The 19,013-nt window shown below is 62.1% G+C and carries 7 protein-coding genes; 5 read left to right on the top strand and 2 right to left on the bottom strand.

The annotated features are described in order from the left end of the window. The first annotated feature begins 193 nt into the window (after nt 1–193). Entirely contained in the window at nt 194–538 is a 345-nt protein-coding gene (gene bamE / locus ACSPHG_RS05440) for an outer membrane protein assembly factor BamE (RefSeq protein WP_435952498.1), read from the top strand. Between the two features lie 93 nt (nt 539–631). Here bamE and ACSPHG_RS05435 read toward each other — a convergent pair whose 3' ends face one another. After that, nucleotides 632–925: an RnfH family protein gene (locus ACSPHG_RS05435; RefSeq protein ID WP_435952497.1), complete on the bottom strand. Its 294-nt coding sequence runs from the start codon at nt 923–925 to the stop codon at nt 632–634. Then, complete coding sequence (locus ACSPHG_RS05430; protein ID WP_435952496.1) at nt 915–1,352, bottom strand: type II toxin-antitoxin system RatA family toxin; 438 nt, start codon at nt 1,350–1,352, stop codon at nt 915–917. The genes ACSPHG_RS05435 and ACSPHG_RS05430 overlap by 11 nt, the downstream gene beginning before the upstream one ends. Nucleotides 1,353–1,506: 154 nt before the next feature. Here ACSPHG_RS05430 and smpB point away from each other — a divergent pair, with 154 nt between their 5' ends. From smpB to ACSPHG_RS05410, 4 genes are all read left to right on the top strand, one after another. Continuing rightward, entirely contained in the window at nt 1,507–1,989 is a 483-nt protein-coding gene (gene smpB, locus ACSPHG_RS05425; protein WP_435952495.1) for an SsrA-binding protein SmpB, read from the top strand. Between the two features lie 798 nt (nt 1,990–2,787). Next, the gene (locus ACSPHG_RS05420) at nt 2,788–14,862 is read left to right on the top strand and encodes a BapA/Bap/LapF family large adhesin (protein ID WP_435952493.1); all 12,075 of its coding nucleotides are present in this window, start codon (nt 2,788–2,790) and stop codon (nt 14,860–14,862) included. Nucleotides 14,863–15,409: 547 nt separating this feature from the next. Then, a complete protein-coding gene (locus ACSPHG_RS05415; RefSeq protein ID WP_435952492.1) occupies nt 15,410–16,813 on the top strand; it encodes a TolC family outer membrane protein in 1,404 nt (467 codons plus the stop codon). Beyond that, nucleotides 16,810–19,008, top strand: a complete 2,199-nt coding sequence (locus ACSPHG_RS05410) for a type I secretion system permease/ATPase (RefSeq protein WP_435952491.1) — start codon at nt 16,810–16,812, stop codon at nt 19,006–19,008. The genes ACSPHG_RS05415 and ACSPHG_RS05410 overlap by 4 nt, the downstream gene beginning before the upstream one ends. The last annotated feature ends 5 nt before the right edge of the window (nt 19,009–19,013 follow it).

Raw genomic sequence — 19,013 nt, 5'->3', positions numbered from 1 at the left:
CTGCCGTTCGCCGTTTAAAAAAGCCGCATTCGGCCAGCGCTTTGGCAATTGTGCAGCTTTTGAGCCAACTTTTTTGGCCTTGCACGGTCTGAGTTGAGCGCCTTAAGGTTTTAAACTGCGAAAAGGTTTATTATCATCGGCATATTACGAATGAGCCACGTGCTGCTCGGGCCCGAAAAGGAATCAAATCACTATGCGCTGTAAAACGCTGACCGCTGCCGCAGCGGTTCTTCTGATGTTGACCGCAGGCTGTTCCACTCTGGAGCGAGTGGTTTACCGCCCTGATATCAACCAGGGGAACTACCTGACACAAAACGACGTGTCGAAGATCCGTACCGGTATGACTCAACAGCAGGTTGCTTATGCCCTGGGTACGCCAATGATGACCGATCCGTTCGGTACCAATACCTGGTTCTACGTATTCCGCCAGCAGCCTGGCCATGAAGGCGTGACTCAGCAAACGCTGACCCTGACCTTCAACAGCAGCGGCGTCCTGACCAATATCGACAACAAACCGAAGCTGGAAACAAACCAATAACGCAGTGTTATTCGTAGGTCGGATAAGCGCAGCGCTATCCGACAAGCAAGCCAAGCCGGTCACCAATAAAAAAAGCGCCCTAAGCGCTTTTTTTTATTCCTTCTTCGCGGAGCGTTCAGCCCGATGCCGACGCAATTCTTTAGGGTCCGCAATCAGCGGCCGGTAGATTTCCACCCGGTCCCCTTCATTGACCTCATCGTTGAGTTTTACCGGGCGGCTGAAAATCCCCACCTTGTTTTTGCTCAAATCGATATCGCTGCGCAGCTCAAGCAGGCCAGAGGCGACAATTGCCTGCTCAACGGTGCTGCCCTGCGCCAGCCTAACCTGACGTAAATACTGCTTTTCGGGCAGGGCGTAAACTACCTCAACCTTGATTTCAGGCGACACTGTAAACCTCTTTTGCCCGCACGGTAAAAGCCTGCACCATGCTTCCCGCCAGCTCTTTAAAGATGCGGCCAAACGCCAGCTCGATCAGCTTATTGGTGAACTCAAAATCAAGCTGAAACTCAATGCGGCAGGCATCAGGGCTGAGCGGGGTAAACTTCCAGCCCCCCATCAGGGACTTGAACGGCCCGTCGACAAGGTGCATCAGGATGCTTTGGTTGCTGGTCAACGTATTGCGCGTGGTGAAGGTCTTGCTGATCCCCGCTTTCGAGACGTCGACCGCCGCCGTCATTTGATTGGCAGAAGCGTCGATGACCCGGCTGCCGGTGCAGCCAGGTAAAAATTCCGGGTAGGATTTCACATCATTCACTAACTGATACATCTGCTCGGCGCTGTAAGGCACCAGGGCAGTACGACTAATCTGAGGCATAGCTATTCCTGTGAGTCATCCAACCTACAAATAATAACATTTATGCCCGCGCAAAGAAAAACTCTTAGCCCGCAGGCATGCTAAGATATGCCCTTTCCGCCCGCAGTGAAGCGGGGTGTCTTTGAACTCTTGATTGCGTATACTGAGCAGTATTATGACTAAGAAAAAAGCAAACAAACCAGGCTCAGCCACCATTGCGCAGAACAAGCGCGCCCGCCACGAATACTTTATCGAAGATGAATTTGAAGCGGGGCTCGTACTGCAAGGCTGGGAAGTAAAATCTCTGCGTGCCGGTAAGGCCAACATTAGCGACAGCTACGTCATTCTGATCGACGGCGAAGCCTTCCTCTTCGGCGCAAACTTCATTCCGCTGAACGTCGCCTCAAGCCATATGGTCTGCGACCCAATCCGTACCCGTAAGCTGCTGCTTAATCAGCGCGAGCTGGATCATCTTTACGGCAGCATCAACCGCGACGGTTATACCGTGGTGGCGCTCTCCCTGTACTGGAAGAACGCCTGGTGCAAAGTGAAGATTGGCGTCGCTAAGGGTAAGAAACAGTACGACAAACGTACGGATCTGAAAGACCGCGAATGGGCGGTAGACAAAGCGCGCATCATGAAGCACGCGGGCCGTTAACTTTCCCAATATCCTTCAATAATAAAGCTGGTCCTTTTATACAAGGGCCAGTTTATCAACGCTGATATTTCACTTTCGAATTCGCGCATTACGACCCTCTCACCGTTACGTTTAATATAACCGGCGTCAAATATTAAATATATTATTGCAATGCCGTTAAGTTAGGCTAGCGATAAAATGGCCAGAAAGAATATATTATATTTAGCATTCACCGAATTAATACAACTCGGGCAGACTGACTTTTTAGAATTGAACCTGATAATTATTTCTGGTACGACCAGGAAGCAATTTATATATCAAAAAACAAATAACCACATTAACGATAAGCTTAATCACCTCAAATTTGAGCGAAGTATAACCTGGTCTATGGCATTTGCTTTAAATCGTTTAAAACCATTTAGATCATCAAGTTAGAGGGCAATAGTTTCTTTTGTCATAATCACTTATAAACCAAGCCGCATCGCCCCCTTGGCTGCCCCGCATTTAATTCATCAATTCTTAAACCTTTCTTTAACGCCACTTAAGTTGCGCTTTCATTTAATCCTGTCTATATCATCAATATCCCTGAATAGAAATGATAAAAAAGTATGATCCTGACATCTATAACCGTTTAGTCCTGCGACAGAAAACCAACATGAATTAACAATGTTAGCCATCGCTATTTAGATGGTCGGGTTCGCTCGCTTTTAACTTTATAGATGAATGAGATCTTTTTAACACTTTGTTCCGGGGACTTTATTTTGTGCTTATGCCTGACTAATGACTACACCCGCGTTCACATCGAATGGAGTGATTATTATGCCTTCTATATCCATCATCTCAAAATTAACCGGCGTAACGAATAACGTCGAAGCCTCTGAAATAACGCTGAATTCTCCATCTATTGTTGAACTCAAAGCCGAACGCTCGGACATCGCCAGCATCACCCGTTCGAATCAGGATATGGTGGTTACCCTGCGCGACGGCGAAGTCATTACCGTCAAGAATTTCTACGCCTATACCGAGCAGGGCGGCAACCAGCTGGTGCTGCAAGGCAGCGACGGCGCGCTCTGGTGGGTGCAGGACACGGCCACCGGTTTCCATTTCGAACATATCGCCAATATTGATGAGCTGATGGTTGCGACCGGCGCGCACGCAGAAGGCGGAGCGGTCTGGCCGTGGGTACTGGGCGGCCTGGCGATTGCGGGCGGTATTGGCATCGCGGCGGCCAGCGGCGGCGGAGGCGGCGGCGGTGGAGATAACGACTCAAACAACGGCGGAAATAATGGCGGCAATAACGGCGGTGAGCCAGGCACGCCGGGTGATCCAGGCAACCCTGGCGGCACCGATACCACGCCCCCAACTGCGCCCACGAATCTAAACGTTTCGGCCGACGGTAACACGGTCACCGGCACCGCCGAACCGGGTAGCACCGTAACCATCACGGATAGCAGCGGTAAGGTCATCGGAACGGGAACCGCCGGCAGCGACGGCAGCTTCTCCATTCCGCTGACGTCACCGCAAATCAGCGGTGAGGATCTTACCGCTCATGCAACCGACCCGGCGGGCAACGAAGGCCCGTCGACGTCAATCCTCGCCCCCAATATCCCGCTGCCCGATGCGCCAACGCTGACAAACATACTCGATAACGTCGCCCCAACCGTGGGCTCGGTAGCCAATGCAAAAGCCACCAACGACAGCACGCCAACGCTCACGGGCAAAGGCGTGGCCGGTTCGACGGTGCATATTTACGACAACGGCGTTGAGATCGGCACGGCCGTGGTAGCCAAAAACGGCAGCTGGAGCTTCACCCCAGGCAAGGCGCTCTCCGACGGCACGCACGCTTTCTCCGTCACAACGACGAACGAAAAAGGCGAAAGCCTCCACTCGCCGAACTACACGGTCACCGTCGACACGGTCAATCCCGAAGCGCCGGTTATCAGCCAGCTTCTGGAGTCGAACGGTTCCCCCATCCCTAACATCAGCGGTTCCTATACCAACGACAACACGCCGGTGTTAAGCGGCACGGGCGAAGCGGGCGACACGTTGCTTATTTTTGATAAAGGCACGCAGATTGGGCAGGTCATCGTCGGCAGCGACGGCAAATGGACGTTCACCCCATCCCAGCCGCTATCTGAAGGTGGCCACGTCATCTACGTTCAGCAGGTCGACGCGGCGGGTAACCTCAGCACGCCTTCCCTAAGCAGCACCTTTATCGTCGATACCGTCGCCCCGGCGGCCCCGGGCGGGCTGGTTGTCTCTGAAGACGGCAAAATGGTTTCCGGCACCGCCGAGCCGCACAGCACGGTTACCATTACGGACGGCAACGGTAACCCTATCGGCAGCATCATTGCCGATAACAGCGGTCACTTCATCATCACCCTCAACCCGCCGCAGACCAACGGCGAAACGCTGACCGCCCATGCGACCGACCCGGCGGGAAACAACAGTCCGGACGTCAACGTAACCGCGCCGGATACCACCATCCCGGCCCTGCCTGCCATAACCGAACTGGTCGACGACGCGGGCAGCATCACGGGCCAAATCACCAACAACGGCGTTACCGATGACGCCAGGCCCACTCTGAGCGGCACCGGCGAAGCAGGCTCAACGATCACCATCTTCGATAACGCCCTGCAGATTGGCACCACAACCGTAGCCAATAACGGCACATGGAGCTTCACGCCAGCCGAGCCGCTTGCGGATGGCTCGCATAGCCTGACGGCGTCGCAGCTTGACCCGCTCGGCAACGTCAGCCCAACGCTCACCGGCCCGACCTTTACCGTCGATACCGTACCGCCGCTGGCCGCAGACATTACCGAAGTCAGCGTTGACGGCACGACGATAACCGGCACCGCCGAGGCGGGCACGACCGTCAACATCGTGGGCGCGAACAACGTGCTGCTCGGCTCGGCAATTGTCGCCGGGAACGGCACATTCACCGTCACGCTCACCCCGGCCCAGACCCATAGCGAAGCGCTGCAGGCCACCATTCACGACGCCGCCGGTAACGTAGGCCCGTCGACCAGCTTCACGGCTTCTGACTCCAACTACCCAACCGTACCGGTCCTTGTTTCAATAACCGACGACGTCGGGCCGACCACCGGCCCGGTAGACAACGGCAAGGCCACCGACGACAACACGCCGACGCTTAACGGCACGGCGGAACCAAATAGCCTGGTCAACATCTTCAACAACGGCCTGTTGCTGGGCGTCGCAAGCACAGACGGCAGCGGACACTGGACCTTCACCCCGCAGCTACCTTTGCCGGACGGTGCCTATGTCCTCACCTTCTCCGCCAGCAACTCAAGCGGCGTCAGCGGCACCTCTCAGCCATTCTCGATAAGCGTCGACACCACCGCGCCGCTGGCTCCAACGGGCCTTGCGGTTTCTGACGATGGCACAACGGTTACCGGCAGCGCCGAAGCGGGCAGCACCGTCACCGTCAAAGACGGCAGCGGCAATCCGCTCGGAACCGCAACCGCCGGTACCGACGGCACCTTTACCGTTACCGTCAACCCCGCGCAGCTCAACGGGCAGACGCTAACCGCGACCACCAGCGACCCGGCGGGCAACACCAGCGGGCCAACCACCGTCGACGCACCCGATAACACCCCGCCGACCGCACCGACTGACCTGGCCGTCACCGCCGACGGCCTGCACGTTACCGGCACCGCCGAAGCGGGCAGCACCGTCAACATCACCGACAGCAACGGCACGGTAATCGGCACCGGCACGGCGGACGTGAACGGTCACTTTGACGTCACGCCGCTCGCGCCGCCGCAAACCAACGGCGAAGCGCTGCTGGTCAGCGCGACGGATACCCAGGGCAACATCGGCCCGAACGCCACGGTGCTGGCCGGTGACACCACGGCACCAGAAGCCCCAACGGGCGTAACGGTCAACGACGAAGGCACGATTGTTTCGGGGAACGCCGAAGCAGGCAGCACGGTGACGGTCGCGGACGGCGACGGTAATCCGCTTGGAACGGGCACTGCGGGGGCAGACGGCGCCTTCAACGTGACGATCTCCCCGCCGCAAACCAACGGCGAAACGCTGGACGTCTCGGCGAAAGACGGCGCGGGCAATATCGGCCCGAACACGCCGGTCGACGCGCCGGACACCACCGCCCCGGACGCGCCGATAATCACCGCCGTGGTTGACGACGCAGCGGACATTACCGGCAATCTGGCCCCGGGCCAGACCACCAACGACGACACGCCTACGCTTCAGGGGACCGCCGAAGAAGGCGCGACCGTGAAGATTTACGATAACACTACGCTGCTGGGCAGCACCGTGGCAGGCGTCGGCGGCGCGTGGAGCTTCACCCCGCCGACCGCGCTCGGCCAGGGCTCCCACAACCTGACCGTCACCGCAACCGACGTGCACGGCAACACCAGCGATGCGGCCTCGTTCAACGTCGTCGTCGACACCATCGCGCCGCAGGCTCCGACCATCACCCTCGTCAGCGATAACGTCGGCACGCTTACCGGCCCGGTGCCGAACAGCGGCGTCACCAACGATCCAACGCCAACCGTTCAGGGCACAGGCGAACCGGGCTCCACCGTCAATCTGATTCTGGACGGCACGACCACGCTTGCCTCGCTGACCGTCGGCGCGGACGGCACCTGGAGCTACACCCTCACCGAACCGCTGGACGACAGTTCCCACACCTTTACCGTCACCGCGCAGGACGACGCGGGTAACGTCACCGCCCCATCGGACGGCTACACCATCGACGTGATCACCAGCACCCCGGCCACGCCGGCTATCGGCTCGGTTGCTGACGACGTGGGCACCGTCACCGGCGACCTGGCCACCGGGGCCGCGACCGATGACGCGAGGCCTGCGCTGACCGGCAGCGGCACCATCGGCTCAACCATCACCCTTTACGACGGCAGCACGCCGGTCGGCACCGCCGTTGTTGACGGCACGGGCAGCTGGACGATTACCCCAACGCTGCCGCTAAGCGAAGGCACCCACAATCTCAGTGCTATCGCCACGGACGCGGCGGGCAACGCCAGCGGCTCCGCTAACTTTACGCTGACGGTCGACACCACCCCCCCTGGAGCACCATCTATTCTCTCGGCCGAAGGCGAAATCGGCGGCGCAACCGGCCCGCTTGTCAGCGGCGGCAGCACGCAAAACGGTACGCCAACCCTCACCGGCCAGGGTGAAGCGGGCGCGACTATTAGCATCTACGATAACGGCGGCACTACGCCAATCGGTACGGTCACCGTTCCGGCGGGCGGCACGTGGACGTTCACCCCCGGCACCGCGCTCGGTGAGGGCACGCACACTCTGACCGCCGTAGCGACAGACCCGGCGGGCAACACTGGCCTGCCTTCCGCAGGCTTTACCCTGACCGTTGACAGCATCGACCCGCTCCAGCCGGATATCCCAACGGTGACCGACGACCTGGCGCCGGGCCTCGGCGCAATTGTGAATAACGGCAGCACCAACGACACCACGCCCACCTTCAGCGGCACGGGCACGGCGGGCGATACCATCACTATCTTCGATGGCCCAGATCAGCTGGGCGAAACCACCGTTCGCGCCGACGGCAGCTGGAGCTTTACCCCTTCCACTCCGCTTCCGGCGGCAACGTACAACATTTACACGGTGGCAACCGATCCTGCCGGGAACAGCAGCCTGCCTTCCGACATCATTGTGATTACCGTCGACACCACCGCCTCCGCCGCGCCAACGATAGGCGCGGCGGCAGATAACGTGGGCGGGCTGACCGGGCCGGTAGCCACCGGCGGCATCACCGACGACGCAACGCCGACCTTCAGCGGCACGGGGGTAAACGGCGACACCATCACGCTGTACAACGGCACCACGGTTGTCGGCACCGCCGTCGTGGCGGGCGGCGTCTGGTCGATCACGCCAGCGACGGCGTTGCCCAACGGCGAGTTAACCCTGACCGCCACGGCGACCGACCCGGCGGGTAACGTCAGCGCGCCGTCGGCCGACTTTGTGCTCAACGTCGACAGCACGCCGCTCGCCGCCCCGGTGGTGACGGGGATTGCGGATAACGTTGGCACCCTTCAAACGCCGCTGGTCGACGGCAGCTACACCGACGACACCACGCCAACCCTCAGCGGCACGGGCACGCCGGGCAGCACCGTCACTATTTCTGACGGAGCCACTCAGGTCGGAACGATAATTGTGGGCGAAGACGGCACCTGGAGCATAACCACAAGCCCGCTCGGCGAAGGGCAGCACAGCCTGACGATTTCCGCCACCGACCCGGCGGGCAACGCGGTGGGGCCATCTGCGCCTATCGTGCTGAACGTCGATACCGTGCCGCCGCCGGTGCCTGACGGAGTCACCATCTCCAACGACGGCACGATTGTCACCGGGAATGCCGAAGCCAACAGCACCGTTATCATCAAAGACGCCGGCGGCAACGAAATTGGCAGAGCCGTTACTACGGCGGGCGGGACGTTTACCGTCACGATTGCGCCGGCGCAAACGCACGGCGAAACCTTAACGGCGACGGCGCAGGACCAGGCGGGCAACCTGGGCGATAACGTTGATTTCACCGCCTCTAACTCCCGCCTGCCGCCAGCGCCGGTGATTACGGAAGTGTCGGATGAGGTGGGCGCGGTAACCGGCTCAATCGCCAACGGCGGCAGCACGGATGACCCGACCCCTACGCTTAGCGGTACGGCAGTGAACGATGCGACGGTCAATATTTATCTTGATGGCGTGCTGCTGACGACGGTGACCGCCAGCGGAACCGGGGCGTGGAGCTTCCCGCTCACCGGAGCGTTGGCCGACGGCACGCACAGCTTCACCGTCAGCCAGACCGTCCCCGACCCCTTAACCATCGACACCTACACCAGCGGCCTGTCGCCGCAGTTCACCATCACCGTGGATACCGTGCCGCCCGTCGCGCCTGCTCTCACCTCGGTTGTTGACGATGTAACGCCGGGCACCGGCAATATTGACGGCGGGCAGCCGACCAACGACCCTCGCCCTACCCTGAACGGCACCGGCGAACCGGGCACCACCGTAACCATCTTTGATAACGGCACCCCGTTTGGCAACGCCGTGGTCAGCGCGGCGGGCACCTGGACCTTTACGCCAGCGACAAACATAGCCGACGGCACCCACACGCTCACCATCAGCGCGGCCGACGCGGCGGGCAACGCCACGGATGGAGCACAGGTATTCCAGCTGATCGTCGACACCACGGCACCGGTAGCGCCAGTGGTTACCGACGCGGTTGACGACAACGGCGCGCTGCCGACGCCGATCGTTTCCGGCCAGCCAACCAACGACGGCACGCCGACCCTCAACGGCACGGCGGAACCCAACGCGACGATTGTCATCACGGAAAACGGCGTGACGCTCGGCACCGTGTTTGCCGATGGCAGCGGCATCTGGACGTTCACCCCGGCCACGCCGCTGGCGGAAGGCAGCCACAACCTTGCCATCACCGCCACCGACCGGGCGGGCAACGTTAGCCCACCGGCGAGCTTCAACGTGGTGGTCGATACCACGGCCCCGGTCGTTCCGGCCATCACCCTCGTGGTTGACGACCAGACCCAGCTCGGCACCGACCTGCCGCTGACCAGCGGCCAGCTCACTAAAGACACCCTGCCAACGCTTAGCGGCACGGCGGAGGCGAACGCCACCATTACGATTCTGGACGGCAACGCCGTCATCGGCACCACCACCGCGAACGCCAGCGGCGCGTGGTCGTTCACGCCGGGTGCGCCGCTCGGCCAGGGCAGCCATACGCTGACCGCCACCGCGACGGACACCGCCGGGAACGTCAGCAACGCCTCAGCGTCATTTGTCGTGCTGGTAGACTCCGTTGCGCCGAACGCGCCGGTTATCGTCAGCGTTAACGACAACACCGCGCCGGTGCTTGGCCCGATTACCAGCGGCACCCCGACCAACGAAACCCGCCCCGCGCTCTCCGGCACGGGTGAAGTGGGTTCAACTATCACCGTGTACGACGGCAGCACGCCGCTGGGCACAACGACCGTTGGCGCGGGCGGCACCTGGAGCTTCACGCCTGCAACGCCGCTGGGTACCGGCTCCCACGCGCTGACCGTCACCGCGACCGACACCGCCGGGAACGTCAGCGCACCGTCTGCGGGCTTCACGGTCGTGGTGGATACGACGGCACCGAACGCGCCAACCATCACCACCGTTGCGGACGACGTCGGCACGGTGGTCGGCAATCTCACCAGCGGCCAGGTCACCGACGACACGCGTCCGGCGATTAGCGGCCAGGCCGAGGCCAACGCCAGCATCAACGTCTACGACAACGGCGCGCTTATCGGCACCGCTCAGGCGGACGGAACCGGCGCGTGGAGCTTCACGCCGCCGGTCGGCAGCCCGCTGGCTAACGGCAGCCACGCGCTGACCGTGACGGCGGTAGATACGGCGGGCAACGTCAGCGCACCGTCGGGAGCGTTCACCGTTATCGTCGATACCCTCGCGCCGACGGCGCCAATCGTTATTCAGGCATTTGACGACGTCGGCCCGGTCACCGGCCCGCTGGTCAGCGGCCAGTCGACCAACGACAGCCAGCCCGCGCTCAGCGGCACGGCGGAAGCCAATTCCACGGTGCGGGTATTCGATAACGGCACGTTGATTGGCACCGTCACGGCCTCCGCTGCGGGCACCTGGAGCCTGACCCCGCCAACCGCCATTGCCGATGGCGTACACGTTTTCACCGCCACCTCCACCGACGCGGCGGGTAACCCCGGCGCGGTGTCGGGCAACTTTACGCTGACCATCGATACCACTGCGCCAGCGACGCCGGTGCTGACCTCGGTAGTGGACGACGTTGCGGGCGGCGTGTTTAACGGCGCGCTGACCAGCGGCCAGGTCACCAACGACGCGCGTCCGACGCTTAACGGCACGGCGGAAGCGGGCACCACCCTCGCCATTTTTGACGGCAGCACGCAGATTGGCACCGTAACCGTGCCGGTCGGCGGGGCATGGACGTTCACGCCAACCGCCCCGCTCGCCGGCGGCTCACATACGCTGACGGTGACGGCAACGGACGCGGCGGGCAACGCCAGCGGCGCAACCGCAGGCTTTAACATCATCGTCGACACCACCGCGCCAACCACGCCGACCCTCACGTCGATCGTTGACGATGTGGGCACGGTCACCGGCGCGCTTGCCAACAACCAGCCGACCAACGACACCCTGCCAACGCTTAACGGCACGGCGGAAGCGGGTGCGACGGTCAACATTTTCGACAACGGCACGCTGCTCGGCAGCACCGTAGCAAACGGCAGCGGTAGCTGGACCTATACCCCAACTACGCCGCTGGGCCAGGGTAGCCACTCGTTTACCGTTAGCGCAACGGACGCGGCTGGCAACACCAGCGCCAGCACGGCGGCATCGGCGATTGTGGTTGATACCACGCCTCCGGGCGCGCCAACCGGCATGACCGTCAACGCGACCGGCACGGTCGTCACCGGCACAGCCGAGGCGGGCAGCACGGTGACCATCACCTCCAGCACCGGCACCGTTCTTGGCACCGCGAAGGCGGACGGCACCGGCAGCTTTAGCGTCACTCTTTCCCCGGCGCAGACCAGCGGCCAGCCTCTGCTGACCTTCGCGCAGGATGCCGCCGGTAACCAGGGTATTTCCGCCGGGTTTACCGCGCCGTTCACCGGCGTGCCGGGGGTACCGGTCATTTCAAGCGTGGTGGACGACACCGCTCCGCAGACAGGCACGGTAGCGAACGGCCTGAGCACCAACGACACGACGCCGACCATCAACGGCACCGCGCAGGCGGGGGCCACCGTCAACGTCTACAACAACGGCGTGCTGATGGGGACCACCACGGCGGACGGCGGCGGCAACTGGTCATATACGCCGGGCACCGCGCTGGGTGAAGGCATTCACGCCTTTACCGCGACGGCCACCAACGCCAACGGCACCGGCAGCTTCTCCGCTCCGGCGTCCGTTATCGTCGACACCATCGCGCCGCTGGCCCCCACGGCGGTCGTCAGCGCCGACGGCACCAGCATTAGCGGCGTTGCGGAAGCTAACAGCACCGTCACCATCACCCTGCCGGGCGGCGGCACGGTCACCGCGACCGCCAACGCCAGCGGTGCCTATACCGCCACGCTGCCCGTCCGTGAAATCGGCGGCGAAACGCTGTCGGTCACCGCTACGGACGGCGCGGGCAACACCTCTCCGGCATTCAACGCCATCGCACCTAACCTGCCGCTGGCGGCGAGCAGCAACGTGCTGGATCTGAATCTGACCACGGACGCGCAGATTACCACCTCGCACTACAGCGACTACGGCGTGCTGCTGGTTGGCGCGCTGGGCAACACGGCGTCGATACTCGGCAACGACACGGCGCAGGTCGGCTTCACCATCGCCGACGGCGGCACCGGCAACATTCTTATTGATGCCACCGCCACCGGCATCGTGCTGTCGCTGCTCAACACGCTGGAAGTGGCGATTCAGAAATACGACGCGGCGACGGGCACCTGGAGCACGATTATCGACTCGTCGCAGCCGCAGTTTGCTAACCTGCTGACCCTCGGTTCCAGCGGCGTCAGCCTCGATATTCAGGGGCTGGGCGGCGGCACCTACCGCGTGCTGAGCTACAACACCAGCCTGCTGGCGACCGGCTCGCTGACCAGCCTGGACGTGTCCGTGACGCAGACCAGCGCGGGCACCATCACCGGCGGCGGCACGCAGCCGGGTAACGTCATCACCGACCCAGGCCCGAACGGCAGCGAAGACGTTGCTCCGGCGGGCACCGTGGTCTGTTCGGTCACCAACGCCCAGGGCACCGTCACGCCGGTGGGCGCGGGCGGCGCGGATATCCAGGGCCAGTACGGCACGCTGCATATCAACCAGGACGGCAGCTACACCTACACGCTGACCAACACCTCGGCCTCGGTGATTGGGCGCACGGAAAACTTCACCTACACCATCACGCACAACGGTGCCAGCTCCACGGCGCAGCTGGTGGTGACGTTGGGGAACGGCGCGCCGGCCAGCACCGTTACGGCTACCGACAACACCGCGGCGCTGACCTACAGCACCGACGTGGAGGCGGTGAACCACGGCGCTTCATCGCAGAGCGGCCTGTCGGTGCTGAGCATCGGGGCGGGTAACGTATTGAGCCTGAACGTGCTGGCCAATATGACCAACCCGATTATCTTCGACGTGGACGAAGGTTCGACGCGCACCATGACGTTACAGGCGAACGTCGGCGGCGTGGCGCTGCTGTCGACCTTCGACCTGTACATCTACAAGTTCAACGACGTGACCCAGCAGTTTGAGCAGTATCAGGTGCAGAAAACCTGGCTGACCGCGCCGCTGCTGGGCGGGTCGTCGGCACCGCTGACCCTCACCCTGCCGGGCGGCGAGTACCTGTTCCTGCTCAATAACGCCAGCGGCGTCAGCGTGCTGACGGGCTACACGCTGAATATTTTGCAGGACCATACCTACGCCGTAGACAGCCTGACCGCCAGCACCACCGGCAACGTGATGGCGGACGACGTTGCCCCGGCGGGCAGCCACGTTACCGAGGTGAACGGCCAGGCGGTGTCCGCCACCGGCACCACCACCATCAACGGCCAGTACGGCGTGCTGACCATCGACGCCAACGGCAGCTACACCTATAGGCTGAACGCGGGCGTAGGTGCAGACAGCATCAAAACGCCGGACAGCTTCGTCTACAAGGTGACCGCGCCGAACGGCGATACGGGCACCGCGTCGCTGAACGTCACCGCCACGCCGCAGGCCCTGAATGCGGTCGATGACGCCAGCGCCGTGATGGCGATTAACACCGTGCAGAACACCGCCGCCTATTCGGATACAACGGTCGGTAACGCCAGCTGGAACGCCGCGCTGCTTGCGCCAACCTCCGGCAGCGGAAGCGGCACCTTTGTGGTGGACAGCAATACCGTGCTTCACAACCCGGTGCTGCACTTCGGGGTCGCCTCGCTGCTCTCGCTCGGCGGGCTGTCGGTCAACTGGACGATTACCAGCGATACGGGCACGGTGGTGAAAACCGGCTCGTTTAACGGCGGCCTGCTGCTGGGCGGCGTGGCCAATATAGATTTAACCGGCCTGGATCTGCATTCCGGCACCTACACGCTGAGCTACACCGGCAACATGGGTGCATTAGCCGCCGGGCGAATCACTATCACGCCGTCGGTGACCGGCACCACCCTCGATCTGGACAGCTACTCAACGCTTGCGGGCAGTACCGTTCACGGCAACCTCTATGACGGCACCGACGCGGCGGGCGCGGCAGACCAGCTCGGCAGCGTGCATACCCTGCTGACCGTTACCGGCTACAACGGCAGCACCGCCACGCTCAACCCAACCACCGACAGCGCCGCCACCGCCACGATTCAGGGGCATTACGGCACGCTGGTGATGGGCCTCGACGGCTCGTACACCTACACGCTCAACGCCGGGATTTCACCGGCGGCCATCACCTCGAAGGAGACATTCACCTACACGTTAAACGATCAGGCCGGGCACACGGACAGCGCCACGCTGACCATCAACATGAACCCGCAGTTCGTCAGCACCGCGCAGAGCGATGTGATCAATGGCTCGGTTTATGGCGATACGCTGGTTTACCACCTGCTGAACGGCACCGACGCCACGGGCGGCAACGGCGCGGACGTCTGGAACAACTTCTCGCTGTCGCAGGGGGACCAGATCAACGTCCACGACCTGCTGACCGGCTGGAACGGTTCGCAGGCGACGCTCGGCAACTACCTGAACGTCACCACCAGCGGCAACAACACGGTGATTTCCATTGACCGTGACGGCACAGGCTCGACCTACCACTCCACCACGCTCGTTACCCTGGAGAACACGCACACCACGCTCGATGAGCTGGTACAGCAAAACCACATTGTGACCTGATCGAAAGCAAGCCAAACCCCGGGCGCAAAGACGCCCGGGGAAAAAAAACAGAAACGGTGGATGGCGCTGCGCTTATCCACCCTACAACGGCCTTTTCCAACCCGAAAACGGTGCCTTGTAGGTCGGGTAAGCGCAGCGCCACCCGACAAGCATACGCGGCGGATAGCCCTTTGTAGGTCGGGTAAGCGTAGCGTCACCCGACAAGCATACGCCGCGGATAGCCCTTTGTAGGTCGGGTAAGCGTAGCGTCACCCGAAAAGCATACGCGGCGGATAGCCCTTTGTAGGTCGGGTAAGCGTAGCGCCACCCGACAAGCATACGCCGCGGATAGCCCTTTGTAGGTCGGGTAAGCGTAGCGCCACCCGAAAAGCATACGCCGCGGATAGCCCTTTGTAGGTCGGGTAAGCGTAGCGTCACCCGACAAGCATACGCCGCGGATAGCCCTTTGTAGGTCGGGTAAGCGCAGCGCCACCCGACAATAATTTGACCGTAAAACGATCGCTGCTGTCGGCAATCGGAACGTAGTGACATTTATTAGGGAAAAATAATGGGAAAATTACAGCCTGTTGCTTTATGGCTGGCGTATGGCCTATTTATGGCCCAGGCCTATGCCGATGACGCTCCACAATTTATCTCGACGCAGGGGCTTGCCGAGCAGGAACTCCCCTCGCTCGACGGATCTTCTTCCCTGCCGCTTAACGCCCCGGCGCCCGGCACGCTGACCATCAACGACGCGGTGAACCGGGCCGTGACCTGGCACCCCAGCATTCAAGAGGCCATCGGCAAGCTCGCGGGCCAGGCCGAACAGGTCAACGTCGCAAAATCAAAATACTACCCGCAGATCAGCGCGGGCATGAACAACGGCTACAGCAACAGCTATACCGACAGCGGCTTCAGCCCGTCGCTGGTGCTGTCCATTTCCCAGATGCTCTACGACTTTGGCAAAGTATCAAGCCAGGTGCGGGCCGAAACCGCAGGCGTGGCGCAGGAGCAGGCCAACGTGCTGGTGAGCATCGATAACGTCGGCCACGACACCGCCATCGCCATGACCCAGGTGCAGATGTGGCAGCAGATGGTGGATATCGCCAAAGAGCAGCTCGACGCCCTGAGCAACATCGGCCGCCTGACGGAAAAGCGCAACGACGAGGGCGCAACGTCCATGTCGGACGTGGTGCAAACCAACGCCCGCATCGAGTCCGCCCGCTCGCAGCTGATTCAGTACCAGGCCAACCTCGACAGCGCCCAGGCGACCTTAATGAGCTGGCTGGGCTGGAACAACCTCAACGGCATCAGCAACGACTTCCCGGACAAGCTCGGCCAAAGCTGCAACGTCGAAAAGCCGGACGATCGCCTGGTGCCCGCCGTGCTGGCCTCCTGGGCGCAGGCAAGCGTGGCGCAGGCCAACCTGGATTACGCCAACGCGCAGATGACGCCCACCGTGTCGCTTGAACCTTCCGTCCAGCACTATCTAAACGACAAATACGCCAGCCACGAAGTGCTCGACCGCACGCAGTATTCCGCCTTTATCAAAGTTGAGATGCCGCTCTACCAGGGCGGCGGGCTGACCGCGCGCCGCAACGCCGCGAGCCACGCGGTTGAGGCCGCACAGTCCGGCGTGCAGCGCACCCGCCTTGACGTGCGCCAGAAGCTGATGGAGTCGCGCAGCCAGGCGATGAGCCTCGTCGGGGCCATTCAGGTTCTGCAACGCCAGGAGGAGCTGAGCGCCCGCACCCGCGAGCTGTACCAGCAGCAGTATCTCGACCTCGGCTCGCGCCCGCTGCTGGACGTGCTGAACGCCGAGCAGGAAGTGTTCCAGGCGCGCTTCGCCGAACAGCAAACGTTAAGCCAGCTTCATCAACTGCAGCTCAACTGCCTGTATAACACCGGCAGATTGCGCAACGCATTTGGTCTGGAAAATCGCAACATCCAGTCACTGGAGATCCAGCCATGAGCCATACGCCCCCTCCCGTTGATGAGTTACTCACCGAGCGCGCGCTGGGCAACTGGGCGCAGGCCATCAGCCACGTCGCCGGTCACTATCGCGTCGTCTGCTCGCCGGGCACCATTCAGGCCAACGCCCCGTGGTTCAAGGACAAAGGCACGATCCCGGCGCTGACGCAGCTTTCGCGCCAGGCGGGGCTGTCTTTTCACATGTTGAGCGCGCCGGAGAAGGCCATCGCCCAGTGGCGGCTGCCCGTCGTCGTCGACTTAAAAAACGGCCAGCTTGCGGTTATCGAACATTTTGACGGGGAGGATACGGTAGACATCTGCGTTATCGACGGCGAGCGCCAGACCAACCGCGTCGCGCTGAGCAGGCTGCTGCCGGAGATCCGCTTTGTCGCCGCGCTGCGTCCGCTGTCGGCCTTAAAAGACAGCCGCGTTGACGCCTATATTTCGCGCTTCAGCCCGGACTGGCTCAAAGAGCTGGTGATGGTGGACTGGCGGCCCTACGGCCCGGTGATGCTGGCGGCGTTCCTGATAAACGTACTGTCGCTTTCCGGCATCCTCTTTTCGATGCAGGTTTACGACCGGGTGATCCCGGCCCAGTCCTACCCTACGCTCTACGTGCTCGCTTCTGGCGTCATGCTGGCGGTGATCTTCGGCTTTCTGCTGCGGGTGGCGCGCGGGCATATCATGGACGTGCTCGGCAAGCGGGCGGATATGCGCGTTTCCGATCGCGTTTTCAGCCACGCGCTGCGGCTGCGTAACAGCGCTGTACCCCGCTCCACCGGCAGCTTTATTTCCCAGCTGCGCGAGCTTGAGCAGATCCGCGAGATGATCACCTCGTCGACGATCTCGACGATCGTCGATCTGCCCTTCTTCTTTATGTTCATCGCGGTGCTGGCGATCATCGCGCCGCAGCTGGCGTGGATCGCCCCGGTCGCCGCCGTGCTGATGGTGCTGCCCGGCCTGCTGCTGCAAAAGAAGCTGGCGATGCTCGCCAACCAGTCCGCCCACGAGGCGACGCTGCGCAACGCCGTGCTGGTGGAAAGCGTGCAGGGGCTGGAGGACATCAAGCTGATGCAGGCAGAAAACCGCTTCCTTCAGCAGTGGAACAGCTACATCCGCATTACCGCCGAGTCCGGCCTGCGCACGCGCCAGCTTTCGCAGGGGCTGATTAGCTGGGGGATGACGATTCAAAGCCTGGTGTACGCCGCGGTGATCCTGTTCGGCGCGCCGCTGGTGATTGAAGGCGACATGACCACCGGTGCGATGGTTGCCGCCTCCATGCTCGCCTCGCGGATGATTGCGCCGATGGCGAACCTGTGCGGCGTGCTCGCCCGCTGGCAGCAGGTGAAGGCCGCCAAGCAGGGGCTGGACAGCATCATGCAGCTGCCGGTGGAAACCCAGCGCGACGAAAGCCTGGTGCATCAGGACATTTTTCACGGCCATTATCTGTTTGAGAACGCGCAGTTCCGCTATCACAGCGAGGACCAGCGCGTTCCGCTGCGCATCTCCCGGCTGGAAATTCAGGCGGGTGAGAGAATTGCGGTGCTCGGGCGCAACGGCGCGGGGAAATCCACGCTGCTGCAGGCGCTGGCGGGCGGCGTCGATCTGGTGAGCGGCGACGTGCGGCTCGACAACCTGAGCATGACGCAGATCGATATGGCGGATTTGCGGCGCAACATCGGCTTTCTCAGCCAAAACGCCCGCCTGTTCTACGGCACGTTGCGCGAGAACCTGACGCTCGGCGCGCCCCATGCCAGCGATGAAGCGATCTTTGAGGTGCTAGAGATAAGCGGCGCGGGCGGCTTCGTGAAGCATCTGCCCAAAGGGCTGGATCACGCGATCATGGAGGGCGGCACCGGGCTTTCCGGCGGGCAGCGGCAGTCGATCCTGCTGGCGCGCATGCTGCTGCGATCCCCCAATATCGTGCTGCTCGACGAGCCGACCGCCTCGCTGGACGACCACACCGAGCGTGAGTTTATCCAGCGCCTCGGGCAGTGGCTCGGCAACCGCACGTTGATCGTCGCCACCCACCGCGTCCCGATGCTCGAGCTGGTGGAACGCGTGCTGGTCATTAAAGACGGACAGCTGGTGATGGACGCGCCGAAGGCCCAGGCGCTGAGCAACAGCCGCGCCAGCGCCCAGGCCGCCGCCCAGACAACCCAGCGGGAGTGGAAAAATGAAAACCAGTCAGCGTGACATCG

Source organism: Dryocola baronae (genome assembly GCF_051297175.1).
Taxonomy (GTDB): Bacteria; Pseudomonadota; Gammaproteobacteria; order Enterobacterales; family Enterobacteriaceae; genus Dryocola.
The sequence above is the reverse complement of the archived record's forward strand: the minus strand, read 5'-3'. Positions and strand labels throughout refer to the sequence as shown.